Consider the following 16,130-nt stretch of genomic DNA (forward strand, 5'->3'; position numbering starts at 1 on the left):
GGGTCGCAGATCGCATGCTCGGACTCAGTCTTCGTTTGACTTGGCGTTCTCGAGAATCATGTAGTCCAGCGGCAACTGCGTCGAATACTTGATCTGCTCCATCGCGAAGGCGGAGGAAACGTCGCGAATCTCAATCTTGGCGATCATCCGCTTATAAAAGGCGTCATAGGCGGCGATATCGGGCACGACGACTCGCAGGAGATAATCGACATCACCGCTCATGCGGTAGAATTCGACCACTTCGGGGAATTCGGCGACCACCTCGGAAAAGCGGCGCAGCCACTCGATCGAATGGGTAGCCGTGCGAATCGACACGAAAACGGTGACCTTGGTGTTGACCTTCTCGGGATCGAGGATGGCAACCCGACGCTTGATGACGCCGTCTTCCTCCATTTTCTGGATGCGGCGCCAGCATGGCGTCGTCGACAGCCCCACTTTCTTGGCGAGGTCGGCAACGGCAAGGGTCGAATCTTCTTGCAGCAGACGCAGTATTTTTCGGTCGAGGCGGTCCATGCGCACGTCAGTCCTTTCGAATTATTTTCTTTGTATAACTCGATTCCGCGCGACGAAAAGAATTTTGTTTCAGGAAAGCAGCATTTTCGTCCGTGCCCGCAAGACAGGAAGCAATTCTTCCTCGAACCAGGAATTGCGTTTCAGCCAGCCGCTGTTGCGCCAACTCGGATGCGGCAGCGGCAGCACCGCCGGCGATCGCCCGGACATGAGGCTGTCGCGCCACCCCCGCACCGTCTCGGTCATGCCGCCCCGCGATTCGCCGGCGATATGCCAGGTCTGTGCATATTGACCGATGACCAGCACCAGTTCGATTTGCGGCATCGCCGAAAGTACTCTTTGCCGCCAGAACGGTGCACATTCGCGCCGCGGCGGCAAATCCGCGCCTTTGTCGTCGTAGCCGGGAAAGCAGAAGCCCATCGGCACGATGGCGAATCGGTCGCGGTCGTAAAAGCTTGCTCTGTCGACGCCGAGCCACGATCGTAGCCGGTCACCCGAGGCATCGTCGAATGGCAAGCCGCTCTCATGCACGCGAAGTCCGGGCGCCTGACCGGCGATCAGGATATGGGCGTTCGAAGAGATCACGGCCACCGGCCGCGGCTCGTGCGGCAACCGGTGCGCAGGCCCATTTGCCGGCGCGTCACGACAGATGCGGCAGGCAGCGATTTCACGCCGCAAAGTTTCCAAGCTGGCTTCGTCGGTCATCGCTTACTCCCACCCGACGATCCGCCCGATGAAGCGCAGCGCCTCGTCGAAGCCGGAATTCTGGCGGGCATGGTCGCGCACATCGCGCGGCCGCTCGAAACTTCCGGCCCACATCCCCGCCTTCGCAACCCTCGCTTCGTCTTCCTCCTTGCCGTAACCGCCATAGGAAATGGCCATGCCCCGCCGCACCATGGCGGCGTTGATGTCTCCGCCTGCCCCACTGCGGCAGATGACGAGCAGCCTATCGTAGCGGTCTCGCCGGCTACCCTCGCAAAGCGTTTCCGATGTCAGCACCATCTCCTGCAGCGCCTGGCGCGCGGCCCGCCCGCAAGCCCAGACCGTTCCTGCCCGCTCGCAGCTCTGATTAAGCTCCGGCGCATCGATGCCTTCGAGACGGAAGCGTTCCCGTCCCAAAGACAGACTGTCGCCGTCGGCGGCATGAAAGGCGCCCGCATGCTTGATGGCTGCAATATCGTTGACCTTGGCGGCGATCAGCGCCAGGAGCGCCAGCAGGGCAAAAGCAGTCACGCCATCGCGAATCAGGCGCAGGCCCCGTGTCACGCTTTCGCCTCCTTAAAAAACAAATCCTTGGCAAAGATGGCAAACATCTTCTTAAGAATTGCCGGTTAAGCTCTTATCCACCCTGGGATGAAGTTTCAACGTGCACATGAGTACCGGCGTAAGCACATCGACCGACAAGATTATCGTCGACAGGTCGCGCAGCCACCGCAACAAGGCCGTTTCCAAGGCCGTGCGGCAGACGCGCGAACGTCTTCAGTCCGGCCATGCGTCCAATTCCTCCTTCGACCGTGACGTACTCAAGATGTACATAGCGTCGATGCTGCAGGGCGCGACGATCATGCCACTCTTTGTCGTCATCATCACTGCCCTCGGCGTCTATTTCACTCAAGATACGCGATTGCTCTTCTGGGCGCTGCTGACGCTCACCTGCCACACCGGCAATATACTGCTCGCGCGGCGCGCGCGACGCCAGGAGATCACCGCCGAGAGCGCCCGTAAATGGCGCCGCCTGCTGCTCTCCGGCCAATTCCTGGTTGGCTGCTGCTGGGCCGTTTTCGCGCTTCAGGGCTGCGACACCTGCGAGCCGTCGAGCTTCATTCTTTATAAGGGCGCAACATTGCTGATTGCGCTTTCCGTCACGGCGATGTCGAATTTCATGCTGACGCCTGCCGTCCTCGTCGCCTTCGCACCGGCGGTCCTGGCGCTGGGCGCCAAGAGCGGCCTGTCGCGCGACCTCCTCGAAATCAGCCTGACCGGGCTGTTCACGGCCACCCTGGTCTTCTTCAACTATATCAGCGACCGGCTGTTCAAATCGAACCTCAGGATTCTCTCCTATCAGTCGGAGAAAGACGACCTGATCGCCGAGCTGGAAGTGGCCAAATCGATGTCTGACGAGGCGCGTCGTCGCGCCGAGGAGGCAAACCTCGCCAAGTCCCGCTTCCTTGCCTCCATGTCGCACGAACTCAGGACCCCGCTCAACGCCATTCTCGGCTTTTCCGAGGTGATGTCGGCCGAAGTCATGGGGCCGCTCGCCAATCCGACCTACAAGGAATATGCCGGCGATATTCATCGCTCCGGCCAGCATCTGCTCGATCTCATCAACGAAATCCTCGATCTGTCGCGCATCGAGGCCGGCAAATACGAACTGAGCGAAGAGGCGATCTCGCTGCTCGATATCACCGAAGATTGCATCGGCATGGTCCAGCTGCGCGCCCGCGCCAAGAATATCGCCATTTCGGATCAGTTCGAGCGGCAGTTGCCGGCCATCTGGGCAGACGAGAAATCGATGCGGCAGGTGGTGCTCAATCTTCTCTCCAATGCCGTCAAATTCACGCCACAGGGCGGCGAAATCCACGTCAAGGTCGGCTGGACGGCCGGCGGCGGCCAGTACATCTCGATCAAGGATAACGGCCCCGGCATTCCGGAAGAAGAGATTCCCGTTGTCCTGTCGGCCTTCGGCCAGGGCTCGATCGCCATCAAGAGCGCCGAGCAAGGCACCGGCCTCGGCCTGCCGATCGTCCAGGCGATCCTTGCCAAGCATGACGGACAGTTCCTGCTGAAATCGAAGCTGCGCGAGGGCACAGAGGTCATCGCCATCCTGCCGGCCAAGCGCGTGCTCCAGAGCCTGCCGGCTGTCGAAGAGGCTCAGGCCGTCGCGCGCAAGCGCAAGAGCTTTGCCTGATTCAACCAAAAAACAGGTGTTTGCCGAGAACGAAGCCGAGATAAAGGCAGCAGGCGGCGATCATACAGGTCACCGCGAAGGAACCGAGATCCTTGGCATGTTTGCCGACGATCGATATCTCCGGCGAAATCCGGTCGATCACCTCTTCGACGGCGGTATTCATCGCCTCCATCGAAAAGAGCCCGAGAAACAGCAGAACCGCCACGACGATCTCGCCGGCCGTCGCGCCCACCAGCGCCAGCGCTGCGATCGAAACGACGAAAAAACCAAGTTCCTGGCGGAAGGCCGCCTCTTTCAGCACACGCAGAAAGCCCGCCCAGGAATAGCTGGCGGCGGCGATGAAATGCCGAAATGCGGTCTCTTTCGTCAGCGCAGGCTTCGTCAAGACGCCCTCTCCTCTTCCGGTTGCGCCACGGCCCCGGGAAAGGTTTCGCCATCTCCCCTTTGGTGAGCCAATAGGCAAATAGCGAATCCGCCTGAACGGCGCAAGCCAACCGGAGCCCGCATCGCCGGGGCCGGCCGCAGCCTCAATGTTTGCCGCTCACACCCGCCTGCGCAAAGGTTGCCATTCCGGAATGGCAGGCGGCCGCCGCCTTGACGATGCCGGCGGCCAGCGCCGCACCGGTGCCTTCGCCGAGCCGCATGCCGAGCGCCAGAAGCGGCGTCTTGCCAAGCATCTCGATCGAGCGCAGATGCCCGGGTTCGGCCGAGACGTGGCCGATCAGGCAATGATCGAGCGCGGTAGGGTTTGCGGCTTTGAGGATCGCCGCCGCGGCAGTCGCGACATAACCGTCGATCAGCACCGGAATGCGCTCCACGCGGGCGGCAAGAATGGCGCCGGCCATCGCCGCGATCTCGCGCCCGCCGAGGCGCCGCATGATCTCGAGCGGATCGTCGAGGTGGTCGCTGTGCAGCGCCACTGCCTTTTCGACCGCCGCGATCTTGCGCTCCAGCATGTCGCCTTCAGAGCCGGTGCCTGGTCCCACCCAGTCGCGCGCCGAACCGCCATAAAGGGCATAATTGATCGCAGCCGCAATCGTCGTATTGCCGATGCCCATCTCGCCGATGCAGAGCAGATCGGTGCCGCCGGCGATCGCTTCCATGCCGAAAGCCATGGTCGCGGCACAGTCACGCTCGGAAAGCGCCGCCTCTTCGGTAATGTCGCCCGTGGGATAGTCGAGTGCCAGGTCGAAGACTTTCAGCCCGAGATCGTGGGCGACGCAAATCTGATTGATCGCCGCGCCGCCTGCTGCGAAATTCTCGACCATCTGCTGCGTCACCGCTGGCGGAAAAGGCGTGATGCCGTGCCTGGTGACGCCGTGATTGCCGGCGAAGATTGCCACCAGCGGCCGGTTGACGGCGGGTGGGCGACCGGTCCAGGCGGCGAGCCAGAAGGCGATTTCCTCGAGCCGTCCGAGCGCACCCGGCGGTTTGGTCAGCTGCGCGTCGCGTTCGCGTGCAGCCACCAGCGCGCGGGCATCCGGCCCCGGCAGGTCGCGGAGCAAGGTACGGAAGTCGTCGAACGGCAAGCCTGAAACGCTCATCTGTGCGGTGTTCCTATGAATCGGCTATTCTTGTTTTCACGCAAACCACTTGTTTGCGTCGAGCAAATCAGCTTCTTTGCGGTGGCTCTCTCTTAAAGCCGGCGAACGAAGCGAACAACACCAAAAGCGCCGCGACCATAAGTCGGGACCTGCGGCAGAACGAAACAGAATGAAGATCAAGGATTATGCGGTCGATACCGCCCGCGCCGTCGCCTTCCTCAGCCGCCTTCCTATGCCGCCAGCGCTGTTCAACGGCTATGACGGCAGGCTCGGCCGCCTGGTGCGCGCCTTTCCCGTCGCCGGCCTTCTCATCGGCTTTGTCCCAGCCCTCGCCCTCCTCCTTCTTTTAGGCCTGCGCGCCGATCCACTGGTGGCCGCACTGGTCGCACTTGCCGTCCAGGCGCTTGTCACCGGCGCGCTGCATGAAGATGGGTTAGCCGATACCGCCGACGGCATCGGCGGCGCCAAAAGCCGCGAACAGAGCCTCATCATCATGAAGGACAGCCGGATCGGCACCTATGGCGCCATCGCGCTTTTTCTCTCCTTCGCGATCCGCGCGGCAGCCCTTGCCGCCATTGTCGGCCATTCCTCGCCTCTCGCAGCAGTCCTTACCATTCCCGCCGTCGCGGCGCTAAGCCGCGGCGCGATCGCCTGGCATTGGCAGCGGCTGCCGCCGGCAAAGGCCGATGGCGTGGCCGCCTCGACCGGGCAGCCTGATGAGGCGGCGATGCATTTTGCGCTCGTCTCGGCCGGTCTCCTCGCAGCACTTCTGATCTGGCCGGCATTCGGGCTGTGGCCGCTCGTCGCCAGCCTGCTCGCCGCCGGCATCGCAGGATTTGCCTGCACCGTCTTCATCCGCCGCCGGCTTGCCGGCCACACCGGCGACACGCTGGGGGCAACGCAGCAGATATGCGAAATCGCCACTTTTTGCGCCCTTGCCACGGCTCTTTGAAACTCCGATATATCCTCCATGCAAACACCCTGCATTCACGTCTGCTCTATAGTTTCAGTCACCGGTTTTTGCGCCGGATGCGGCCGCACTCTTGAGGAAATCGGTGACTGGATGAACTATACCGATGCCGAGCGCGGCGGGATCATGGCGCTGCTGCCGGCGAGACTCGCAGCCGCCGCCCCAAGGAGCCACATGAAAACAAGCCTCGCGGCACGGCCGGAGCGGCCCTGATGATCCGTTTGACTGTCCTCCTCGTCGTGATCGGCATCTGCCTTGCCGCGTTGATCCTCAGCAATGACGGCAGCCGCATCCTCGGCCTGCAAAGCGACGATTTCGGCCGCTTCGTCTACCTTCTACCGATCGCACTGATGCTGTCGGCCGGCATCTGGGGAAGCCGGCGCAGCGTCGGTGAAACCATGCGCCAGATGATGATCTGGCTGGTCATCATCCTGGCGCTCGTCACCGTCTATCTCTATCGCCAGGAAGCGCTTGGGGTCGGCAATCGCCTGCTCGCCGGCCTCGTTCCCGGCCGCGCCGTCGTCGTCACGACGAGCGAGGGTGGCAACGAAGTCATCCTGCATAAGCTGTTGAACGGCCATTTCGAAGCCGACGTCAATGTCAACGGCCGAAAGGTCGAGATGCTCGTCGATACCGGCGCCAGCATGGTTGCGCTCTCGCACGAGGATGCCGAACGCATCGGCATCGATCTCACCGGCCTCACCTACTCGATGACGGTCATGACCGCAAACGGCCGTAGCCGTGCAGCCCCCATCACGCTTGACCAGGTGGCGATCGGTCCGATCGTCCGCAACAACGTCGCAGCCAGCGTCGCCGAGGACGGCCGACTCGACCAGAGCCTGCTCGGCATGAGCTTCCTGGAAACGCTCGACTCCATGCAGATGCAGACCGACGAACTGCGCCTGCGGGATTGAACCCTGGCGTCGCAGCGCTCGTCATCTGCCTTCCAATAGCGGGCCTCACCCACTCGGTCGGGTTTCGACAGGCTCTCCATGCGGGGCGCCCCGAGCAGTTCGCCCGTCGACGAACGCCGCCGAAAGTGCGGCAACGCTGGACATTTTCGTTCAACATTTCCGGGCTACTTCGCCAAGCGTGGGTCCATTGCCGCCTGGTCCTCTTTGTTGATATTCTGCGCCCGCGCAATACCGGAACCTGACATGACCCCACGACAGCTGAAGACATTCCTCGCCGTCATCCGCCACGGAAACCTCACGCGCGCCGCTGCCGAGGTCAACCTCGCCCAATCGAGCCTCAGCGACCAGATACAGGCGTTGGAAGAGGAATTGGGCGCCGAGCTCTTTGTCCGATCCCGGCAGGGCGTCGTCCCCACGCCGGCTGGAACGGCTTTGAAGGCTTATGCGGAAGAGATCTTGGCGCTGAATGGCGAGGCGAAGGACGCCGTCCGCTCGGCCGCCGGCAACGACGAACAATCAGTCATATTGGGCACGCTCGAAACCATCGCCGCTGAAAAGCTGGCGCCCTGGCTCTCCAGCTTCCGTCGGCAGAACCCCGGCCTTGCTCTTAAACTCAAGGTTGGCGGCAGTGGCGAATTGTATGCGCAATTGCAGAACGGCTCGATCGACGTCGCCTTCACTTTCGATCGCGGCCATCAGGACGAGCGCTTCGCGACGCGCCATATCTGTAGCGAACCGCTGGTGTTGATCGCGGGCCACAACTCACAGCTGTCCTCATTTGATAGCCTGGCGGCGCTGAGTACGGTCCACTTTGTTGCGACTGAAGCCGGCTGCGTCTATCGCCATCTGTTCAATACGGCCTTTGCGGAAGCGGGCGTGACGCCGCCGCCCATTGCGACGGAAGCAGACAGTATTGCGACGATCATTCGCCTCGTTGCATCCGGCACCGGCTATGGGCTTGTCCCGCGCCTCGCGATCGGACTGTCTCCGGCGCGTAGCGATATCGTCGAATTGTCGTGGCCTGGCAAACCACCAGCCGCTTCGCTGGTGATGACGTGGCGGCGCCGGCGCGTTCAGCCGCCGGCACTCACCCTCATCCTGCATTCAGCAAGCGAAAATCTCTCACCTGTCAAACCAGCCGATGTCCACCTTCGACGTGCAGGATCGCGCCTGTAGTGAAGCCGTTGCCGATGAGAAAACGGATTGCGTCGGCAATATCCTCCGGCTGCCCGACCCGGCCGGCCGGCAGGCGCTCCGCCATCGCGTCCAGCGTCGCTTGTTTGGCGTCGCCGGCGACAAAGCCCCAAATCGGCGTATCGACCCATCCGGGCGATACGGCATTGATGCGGATCGGAGCCAACTCGACGGCAAGTGCTCTCACCAGGCCTTCGAGCGCCGCGTTGACGGCTGCGACCACCGATCCACGCGCCGCCGGTCGATAGGCGGCGACTCCTGAGGTATAGGTGATCGACCCCGCCGGCGGCAGATGGGCGGCGCCATGCTTCGCCAGCAGCAGCGGTCCGTAGAACTTGCTTTCGACCACCCGCTGCGCCGCCGCAAGCTCGATTGACGGCAGCAGCTGATAGGCGCCTTCGATATCGGCCGCCGTGCTGACGATATGATCCAGCGGTTCGCCGTCCTGAAACAGCGCTGCGACCTCCTCCTCGCGGGCTATGTCGACCGCACATGTCGCAAGTTTCGGATGGTCGCCGAGGTGGCGGCGGGCTGCCGCGAGCTTCGCCCGGCTGCGCCCCGCAATCGTCACCGACGCCCCTTCGGCAAGCAGACGCATGGCAAGCGCCAGTCCCATGCCGGAACTGCCGCCGACGATCAACACTTTCGCACCTTCAATCCTGATAGCAGTCATCTCGCATCTCCATTTAAATGAGAGAGCAGATGCCCCGGACCGCAGCGGAAGAAAAACGGAAGAATTCGATAGCGACATCGGAGTTTCCGATGACGCGCGTTCAGCGATCAGTTGCGCAGCCGGTAGCCGGTCTTGAAGATCCAGCCGAGTGTCCCGAGGCAGATCGCCAGGAACACCGTGATCATCGCCAGGCTGATAATGGGATTGACGTCGGCGATCCCGTAGAAACTCCAGCGGAAGCCGCTGACGAGATAAAGCACCGGATTGAAGTGGCTGACCGCCTGCCAGAAGGGCGGCAGCATGTTGACCGAGTAGAAGCTGCCGCCGAGGAAGGTCAGCGGCGGCACCACCAGCATCGGAATAAGGTTCAGCTGTTCGAAATTGCCGGCCCAGATGCCGATCATGAAGCCGAACAGGCTGAAGGTGACGGCCGTTAGCAGAAAGAACAGGATCATCATGAAGGGATGTTCGATCCTGACGTCGACAAAAAGATTGGCGGTCAGCAGGATAATGACACCGATGATCATCCCCTTGGTCGCCGCCGCCCCGACATAACCGAGCAGGATTTCCGTCATCGCCACCGGCGCCGAGAGCACCTCGTAGATCGTGCCGGTGAATTTCGGGAAATAGATGCCGAAGGAGCCGTTGCTGATGCACTGGCCGAGCAGCGTCAGCATGATCAGGCCGGGTGTGATGAAGGCGCCGTAGGATACACCCTCCACTTCCTGGATGCGTGAGCCGATCGCCGCGCCGAAGACGATGAAATAGAGCGAGGTCGAAATCACCGGCGAGATGACACTCTGCAGGAGGGTGCGGCGTGTGCGCGCCATCTCGAAGAGATAGATCGATTTGATTGCCTCGACGTTCATTTTGCCGCTCCCACCAGCGCCACGAAGATATCTGCGAGCGAACTCTGCCGCGTCGAGAGATCCTTGAAATGGATATTGTTCTCGCCTAGCCGGGTGAGCAGGGTCGCGATGCTCTCCTGCTCATTGTCGGCATCGAATTCGTAGGTCAGCCGGCAGCCGTCGGCTTCCAGCGTCAATCCGTTGCCGGCAAAACAGTCCGGCAGCCGCTCGAGCGGTTCGGTGAGATCGAGGATGAGCTGCTTGCGGCCAAGCTTGGCCATCAGCGCCGCCTTGTCCTCGACGAGCAGCAATTGCCCGCCATTGATGACGCCGACCCGGTCGGCGATCTCCTCGGCCTCTTCGATGTAATGGGTTGTCAGGATGATGGTGACGCCGGAAGCCCGCAGTTGCTCGACGACATTCCACATATCCTTGCGCAGCGTCACGTCGACGCCGGCGGTCGGCTCGTCGAGGAAAAGAATATCCGGTTCATGGGAGAGAGCCTTGGCGATCAGCACGCGCCGCTTCATACCGCCGGAGAGCTGACGCAGCATATTGTCCTTCTTGTCCCAGAGCGAAAGGGCGCGAAGCACCTTCTCGATATGGGCGGGATCGGCTTTCTTGCCGTGCAGCCCGCGCGAAAAGCTCACCGTGTTGAACACCGTTTCGAACTGGTCCGTGGTCAGTTCCTGGGGCACCAGCCCGATCATCGAGCGGGTGGCGCGGAAATCCTTCACAACGTCATGGCCGGCGACCAGCACCTGCCCGCCGCTCGGATTGGCGATACCGCAAATGATCGAGATCAGCGTCGTCTTGCCAGCGCCATTTGGCCCGAGCAGCGCCAGGATTTCGCCCTTTTCAACAGTAAGATTGATGCCTTTCAGGGCCTCGAAGCCATTGGCATAGGTCTTTGTGAGGTTCTGAACGGAGATGATGGGGGCCATGCAGGACTCTTGCGGATTCGGAAAGTATTTCGGCCCGCTATATAAGCTGTCTGTGACGGTTTGACATCCTTCGGGAACGTGAACACTGCATTCACGCAGCACCAACACCGTCACCGACGACAAAGTCACCCCATGGTGACATGACCAAGGCGCCGGCTTTTCAGCTATCCTGGGCACACCAAGCCCGCGAAAAGGAAGGTAACGGCCGGATTGGGATGTCATCATCCGGTGATCTTCATGCCCGATAAGGGTGCCGAGGCAAGCACCGGCATCCGCCCCGCCGCCCATCCCTTTGCGGAGCCGTCCTCCGGCGTTCTCGTTGCGCCTTTTACCGCTGCCTCGGCTTGTAATGAAAGTTATTGTTCAATCACGAAGTGTTTGGAACCGGCGAGTATCCCCTGTCCAGCCGCGTTCGTCTCAGCCGGCCCCGGGCCGGCTTTCTTTTTATGGGTTCCGAGTAGCCGAGGCCGCCCTCACCACTCCTCGTAATTAAACCAATCAAAATCCGCGACCTTCCCTCGCCCCGACGTATCGAAAGCAAACAGGCCGGCGAAAGCGCCGGTGAAGGAGCCGTGTTCGCCGCGACCACCCTCGTCGGAGATCATCCCGGCGTCGAGCACCGGGCCGATTGCCTGCCAGGCGCCCTTGCCTTCGGTCTGCCAGAAGAACTGCAGGTCGTTCTCGCGAATCTCCATGGCGAGCTGGACGCGGCCTTCGGCGGCGATCGCCACCCCACTTTCAGCCGGAAAGCTCAGGCGTCCGTTCGGATAGTCGCCATTGCAGGAAAGGATGGTGACGCAGCGGCCGAGGGTTTCATGCAGCGTGACGGCGAGCGCGTGGAACTTGTGGCGGTTATAATAATGCGTCAGTCCGGCAACCTGCTGGTAGGTGTCGGGTGAGAACTCGATCACCGTCTCGGCGCGGAAGCTGTGATGCTCCTGCCGGCGGGCGACCAATGCCTGTTCGAACCAGGAACCGATACTTTCCCGCCCGATCAGGCGGAGATGGCCGGGACGATCCGTCAGGTTGAAGATACGCTGCGGCTCGGGCGTGCGCAGCCACTGGAAGTCAGCAGGCAGTGCCGTGCCATCGAAGCTGTATTCACTGCGCATCGGCTTTTCCACCGGCGCAGCACCAAAGAGACCCGGCACATCGACATCAGGCACTGTGGTGCCGTTTTCGAGATAGAGCCAGTCATCGTCGCGCCAGACGCATTTCTGCAGGCTCGTCTCTCGCCCCAGCGTGCAACGCCGCTTCGGCGGCAGCGGTCGGCCGCAGAGATGGGTGTGGTACGCCTCGCCCTCCGGCGTCTCGACATATTGGCCGTGCCCGGCCCGCTGCAGCACCGCACCCGGGTGATCCTTGGAGGTAATGAGATGCCTGTTCGGATGCATCTCATATGGCCCTTCGATGCGGCGCGAGCGCGCCATCGTGACCGCGTGGTCGTAACCGGTGCCCCCCTCGGCGGTCGTCAGATAATACCAGCCGTTCTTCTTGAAGAGATGCGGGCCTTCGACGAGGCCAAGCTGACTGCCGGCAAAGATGTTCTTGATCGGCCCCTTCAGCGCCTTCGCTACCGGGTCCCATTCCTGCAGCAGGATGCCGTCGAAGGCAGGCGATTTCGGCGAGCCGCCAAAGCTTTCGGTGCGGTGGTTCCACTGCATGTTGACGAACCACTTGCGGCCGTCATCGTCATGGAAGAGCGAGGGATCGAAACCGGAGGAGTTGACATAGACCGGATCGGACCATTCGGCCTCGATCGAGGGCGCGGTGACGATGTAGTTCGGCGCATCCTTAAAATTGCCGTCGAAGCGCTTGACGTCGGTATAAACAAGCCAGAACTGCCCGTCGGCATAGGAAAGGCACGGCGCCCAGATGCCGCAGCTGTCCGGGTTCCCCCGCATGTCGAGTTGCGAGGCGCGCTCCAGAGGCCGGCGCACCAGCGTCCAGTTCACCAGGTCGCGCGAATGATGGATCTGCACGCCGGGATACCACTCGAAGGTGGAAGTGGCGATATAATAATCCGCGCCGACGCGGCAGATCGACGGATCGGGGTTGAACCCCGGCAGGATGGGATTGCGGATCATGGGCGGCTCCTTCAGAAGGAAATTGCGGTACGTACGTCAGACGAGGGCGGAAAAAACCTCTCCTCCCTCATCTCTTCCTCGGGGCTTGACCCGAGGGATGTCACAGAGATCCAGCCAGCCCAAGTCCTTGGGCTGAAAGAACTCTTCTCGCCGTGCAGACGCGCGGCGGCTGGATTCCTGTGACATCCTCGGGCAAGGCCTGAGGCCACAGGAATGAGGGAGTCTGAGACGACATGCTGCCACAAACTCCCACCCTGTCCATCCTACTCCAGCTCTGCGGACTTGGCCCACAGGTTGATATCCGCTTCCTTGGCGTAGACATCGATCTGCTTCAGCTCCTCGGCCGTGAATTCGAGATTATCCAGCGCCTTGACGCAATCGACGATCTGCGAGGAACGGCTGGCGCCGATCAGCGCCGAAGTCACGCGTCCGCCGCGCAGCACCCATGCGATCGCCATCTGCGCCAGCGTCTGGCCCCGGCGCTCGGCGATCTCGTTGAGCTTCCGGATATTGTCGATGATCGAAGGGCGAATGAAGTCGCGCTTCAGGAAATGGTTCTGGGCTGCGCGGCTGTCATCAGGAATGCCGCCGAGATACTTCTTGGTCAGCATACCCTGGGCAAGCGGCGAGAAAACGATCGAACCCATGCCGACCTCGTCGAGCGCATCGAGCAGCCTGTCGTCCTCGACCCAGCGGTTGAGCATGGAATAGCTCGGCTGGTGGATCAGGCACGGCGTGCCGAGTTCCCTGAGGATTGCAGCGGCTTCGCGGGTGCGCTGCGAATTATAGGAGGAGATGCCGACATAGAGCGCCCGGCCGGAGCGGACGATATGGTCGAGCGCACCGCAGGTCTCTTCCAGTGGCGTGTCCGGATCGAAACGGTGCGAATAGAAGATATCGACATAGTCGAGGCCCATGCGTTTCAGGCTCTGGTCGCAGGAGGCGACCAGGTACTTGCGGCTGCCCCACTCGCCGTAAGGGCCTGGCCACATGTCGTAGCCCGCCTTTGAGGAGATGATCAGCTCGTCGCGAAGCCCGGAAAATTCAGTGCGCAGGATCTCGCCGAAGGCGGTCTCGGCACTGCCGGGGGGCGGGCCGTAATTGTTGGCGAGGTCGAAATGAGTGATGCCGAGGTCGAAGGCCGTGCGGCACATGTCGGTCTTGCGGTCATGCGAGGTGTCGCCGCCGAAATTGTGCCAGAGGCCGAGAGAGACGGCCGGCAGCTTCAGGCCGGAACGCCCGACGCGGTTATACTTCATCTTCGAATAGCGGTCTTCGGCCGGCTGCCAGCTCATATGAAAGTCTCCTTCGTACAATATCCGTGTCATCGTCATGCGACATCCTCGGCTAACGAGAATGCCGACACCTGCCCCTCATCCGCCTGCCGGCACCTTCTCCCCGCAAGCGGGGAGAAGGGAAATTGCCGCAGCCCCTCCGTTCCCCATGCAGCTCTCGCATGGCCTGTCCCCTCGCCCCGTTTACGGGGAGAGGGTTAGGGTGAGGGGCAGCCATCGGCATGAAATGGACGACGGCGTATGGTCTTACATGACGGAACTATTGGAGCAACCGCGCCGATACGGCAAGCGCAGGCGCGAATGCTCTATCACTTCAACAACGCCTGTGCCTCTTCTATGCCGAGCGCGGCCGGCTGGGTGCAGGTCGTGCTAAGGTCGATGAAGCGCCCCTCCTCGCCCGACTTGAGGATCGAGGTCATGACGTCGACCCCGTGGAGCGTGCGGTCGAGCGAGCAGCGTGCGTCGCGGCCTTCGATCAACGCCATCGCCATGTCGGCAAGGCCGGCCGTGCGGTAGTTGGCGCGCGAGCCGCTCGGGCTTTCCTGGTTGATCTTGCCGAAGGGATGCTCCCAGGCCTCGAGCGGCTTGATGTCCTTGTCGCGGCCACTTGCCTCGACGATGCCGCCGAAGAAGTTCGGGTCCGGCACGTAGAGCGAGCCGTCGGTGCCGTAGAGCTCCATGTTGGCATGGCGATGCGACCAGACATCCCAGCTTGCCGAAAGCGTCACCGTGGCGCCGTTGACGAACTCGAGCAGCGCCTGGATCGTCGTCGGCGTTTTGACCGGGATGATCTCGCCATGGCGCGGCTCACTGGTGATCGTGCGGGTCGGCGATGCCATCGAGGTCATGGCACCGACGCGTTTAACCGGACCGATCAGATTGATCAGGTTGGCGATGTAGTAAGGGCCGAGATCGAGGATCGGTCCGCCGCCCGGCAGGAAGAAGAAATCCGGGTTCGGGTGCCACATCTCCATGCCGGGGCTCATCACATAGCAGGCCCCCGAGGTCACCCGGCCGATGCCGCCATCGTCGATGAACTTGCGGGCAAGCTGATGGGCGCCGCCGAGGAAGGTGTCCGGCGCGCAGCCGACGGCGAGATTCTTCGCCTTGGCGATGCGGCGAAGCTCTTCGCCCTGCTCCAGCGAAAGCACCAGCGGCTTTTCCGAATAGACGTGTTTTCCGGCTTCGAGGATCGCCTTCGAAACCGGAAAATGCGCATCCGGAATGGTCAGGTTGACGACGACGTCGATCTCGTCATTGGCGAGAAGCGCGTCGATTGTCTGTGCCTTCACGCCATATTCCTTGGCGCGGGCCTCTGCGGCCTGCACGTTGATATCGGCGCAGGCCAGCACCTTCAGCCCCTTGAAGAGCGGTGCGAGCGAGAAATAGGTGGTGGAGATGTTGCCGCATCCGATGATGCCGACGCCAAGTTCCCTGGTCATGATGTTCCTCAATAAGTCTGGAAGGATGCGATCGAGCGGCTGATGTTGCGGTCGATGTCATTGGGATTGTCATGTTCGACGACGAAGTGCTTGGCCTTGGTGCCGCGAAGCGCCGCAATCAGCTTGGCCCACTCGACCTTGCCATGGCCTACATCGGCCCAGCCGTCCTCGTCCGTCGCTTCGCCTGCCGGCGCGATGTCCTTGACGTGGACGGCGGTGATGCGCGGCCCGAGCTTCTCGATCCAGGCGAAGGGATCGGCGTCGCCGCGGATGACCCATGCGATATCGGCTTCCCAGGAAATGTCGGGAGCGCCTTCGAAGATGCGCTCGATCGGCAGCGAGCCGTCGGCGAGCTTGACGAACTCGAAATCATGATTGTGCCAGCCGAACTCGTAGCCGGCGTCTTTGTAAGGCTTGCTCATCTCCTGCAGGCGCTTGCCGAAGGCGGTCCAGCCGGCGGCGTCGGCAGGGCGCTGCTCGGCCGCCAAGTGCGGCGCATAGATCGAATCCATGCCGAGGATTCTGGCGATGTTGAGCGATTTCTGAACTTCCTTCTCCAGGAAATCAGGGCTGAAATGGCCGCTCGCCATGACCAGGCCGTTCTTGTCGAGCTCGGCGCGAAGGCTGTTCAGGCCGGCATCGTCGAGATCGGCATAGATGCCGCCGAAGCCCTCGACTTCCGCATAGCCGGCCTTGCCGAGCTTTTCGAAGATTGCCGAATAGGGCTGGAAGTTGCGCGCGCTGTAGAGCTGGTAGCTAAGTTTCGTCATCATATTCTCCTTGGGCCTCGTGCCCACGCTT

At 61.8% G+C, this 16,130-nt stretch carries 17 protein-coding genes; 5 read left to right on the plus strand and 12 right to left on the minus strand.

What is annotated here, in order from left to right; translation table 11 throughout:
- Positions 1–24 precede the first annotated feature (24 nt).
- The 3 genes from EFR00_RS05765 to EFR00_RS05775 all read right to left on the minus strand — a co-directional run bounded on the left by EFR00_RS05765 (position 25) and on the right by EFR00_RS05775 (position 1,776).
- Positions 25–513 carry an Lrp/AsnC family transcriptional regulator gene (locus tag EFR00_RS05765; RefSeq protein ID WP_004678404.1) on the minus strand — a complete coding sequence of 163 codons (489 nt, stop codon included), beginning with the start codon at positions 511–513 and terminating at the stop codon, positions 25–27.
- A 69-nt stretch (positions 514–582) separates the two neighbouring features.
- Positions 583–1,215, minus strand: a complete 633-nt coding sequence (locus tag EFR00_RS05770) for a uracil-DNA glycosylase family protein (RefSeq protein ID WP_009993548.1) — start codon at positions 1,213–1,215, stop codon at positions 583–585.
- A gap of 3 nt (positions 1,216–1,218) precedes the next feature.
- Positions 1,219–1,776, minus strand: coding sequence for a thermonuclease family protein (locus tag EFR00_RS05775; protein WP_009993546.1), 558 nt, complete (start codon positions 1,774–1,776; stop codon positions 1,219–1,221).
- A 106-nt stretch (positions 1,777–1,882) separates the two neighbouring features.
- Here EFR00_RS05775 and EFR00_RS05780 point away from each other — a divergent pair, with 106 nt between their 5' ends.
- Positions 1,883–3,418, plus strand: a complete 1,536-nt coding sequence (locus EFR00_RS05780) for a sensor histidine kinase (RefSeq protein WP_077989296.1) — start codon at positions 1,883–1,885, stop codon at positions 3,416–3,418.
- 1 nt (position 3,419) lies between these two features.
- On the opposite strand, the gene EFR00_RS05785 is transcribed toward EFR00_RS05780, so the two are convergent.
- Together EFR00_RS05785 and cobT are read right to left on the minus strand one after the other, a co-directional pair.
- Positions 3,420–3,803: a diacylglycerol kinase gene (locus EFR00_RS05785; protein WP_077989297.1), complete on the minus strand. Its 384-nt coding sequence runs from the start codon at positions 3,801–3,803 to the stop codon at positions 3,420–3,422.
- 142 nt (positions 3,804–3,945) lie between these two features.
- Positions 3,946–4,962, minus strand: a complete 1,017-nt coding sequence (gene cobT / locus EFR00_RS05790; RefSeq protein ID WP_077989298.1) for a nicotinate-nucleotide--dimethylbenzimidazole phosphoribosyltransferase — start codon at positions 4,960–4,962, stop codon at positions 3,946–3,948.
- 169 nt (positions 4,963–5,131) lie between these two features.
- Here cobT and EFR00_RS05795 point away from each other — a divergent pair, with 169 nt between their 5' ends.
- The 4 genes from EFR00_RS05795 (at position 5,132) to EFR00_RS05810 (ending at position 8,022) form a co-directional block, all read left to right on the plus strand.
- Entirely contained in the window at positions 5,132–5,914 is a 783-nt protein-coding gene (locus tag EFR00_RS05795; protein ID WP_077989299.1) for an adenosylcobinamide-GDP ribazoletransferase, read from the plus strand.
- Positions 5,915–5,932: 18 nt separating this feature from the next.
- A complete protein-coding gene (locus EFR00_RS05800) occupies positions 5,933–6,145 on the plus strand; it encodes a DUF1289 domain-containing protein (protein WP_077989300.1) in 213 nt (70 codons plus the stop codon).
- Positions 6,145–6,846 carry a TIGR02281 family clan AA aspartic protease gene (locus EFR00_RS05805; protein ID WP_077989301.1) on the plus strand — a complete coding sequence of 234 codons (702 nt, stop codon included), beginning with the start codon at positions 6,145–6,147 and terminating at the stop codon, positions 6,844–6,846. Before EFR00_RS05800 ends, EFR00_RS05805 begins: the two co-directional genes overlap by 1 nt.
- A 243-nt stretch (positions 6,847–7,089) precedes the next feature.
- Positions 7,090–8,022: a LysR family transcriptional regulator gene (locus tag EFR00_RS05810; protein WP_077989302.1), complete on the plus strand. Its 933-nt coding sequence runs from the start codon at positions 7,090–7,092 to the stop codon at positions 8,020–8,022.
- On the opposite strand, the gene EFR00_RS05815 is transcribed toward EFR00_RS05810, so the two are convergent.
- The 7 genes from EFR00_RS05815 to EFR00_RS05845 all read right to left on the minus strand — a co-directional run bounded on the left by EFR00_RS05815 (position 7,976) and on the right by EFR00_RS05845 (position 16,099).
- Entirely contained in the window at positions 7,976–8,713 is a 738-nt protein-coding gene (locus EFR00_RS05815) for an SDR family oxidoreductase (RefSeq protein ID WP_077989303.1), read from the minus strand. The genes EFR00_RS05810 and EFR00_RS05815 overlap by 47 nt on opposite strands.
- 107 nt (positions 8,714–8,820) lie before the next feature.
- Positions 8,821–9,582, minus strand: a complete 762-nt coding sequence (locus EFR00_RS05820; protein WP_038689444.1) for an ABC transporter permease — start codon at positions 9,580–9,582, stop codon at positions 8,821–8,823.
- Positions 9,579–10,505 carry an ABC transporter ATP-binding protein gene (locus EFR00_RS05825; protein ID WP_077989304.1) on the minus strand — a complete coding sequence of 309 codons (927 nt, stop codon included), beginning with the start codon at positions 10,503–10,505 and terminating at the stop codon, positions 9,579–9,581. Before EFR00_RS05825 ends, EFR00_RS05820 begins: the two co-directional genes overlap by 4 nt.
- A 473-nt stretch (positions 10,506–10,978) precedes the next feature.
- Positions 10,979–12,592 carry a glycoside hydrolase family 43 protein gene (locus EFR00_RS05830; RefSeq protein WP_077989305.1) on the minus strand — a complete coding sequence of 538 codons (1,614 nt, stop codon included), beginning with the start codon at positions 12,590–12,592 and terminating at the stop codon, positions 10,979–10,981.
- A 263-nt stretch (positions 12,593–12,855) separates the two neighbouring features.
- On the minus strand, positions 12,856–13,887 hold the full coding sequence (mgrA, locus tag EFR00_RS05835) for an L-glyceraldehyde 3-phosphate reductase (protein WP_077989306.1): 1,032 nt from the start codon (positions 13,885–13,887) through the stop codon (positions 12,856–12,858).
- A 308-nt stretch (positions 13,888–14,195) separates the two neighbouring features.
- Positions 14,196–15,329, minus strand: coding sequence for a Gfo/Idh/MocA family protein (locus EFR00_RS05840; RefSeq protein WP_077989307.1), 1,134 nt, complete (start codon positions 15,327–15,329; stop codon positions 14,196–14,198).
- Positions 15,330–15,337: 8 nt separating this feature from the next.
- A complete protein-coding gene (locus EFR00_RS05845) occupies positions 15,338–16,099 on the minus strand; it encodes a sugar phosphate isomerase/epimerase family protein (RefSeq protein ID WP_077989308.1) in 762 nt (253 codons plus the stop codon).
- Positions 16,100–16,130: the final 31 nt, after the last annotated feature.

Origin of the sequence: Rhizobium sophoriradicis (assembly GCF_003939025.1) — a bacterium.
GTDB lineage: Bacteria > Pseudomonadota > Alphaproteobacteria > Rhizobiales > Rhizobiaceae > Rhizobium > Rhizobium sophoriradicis.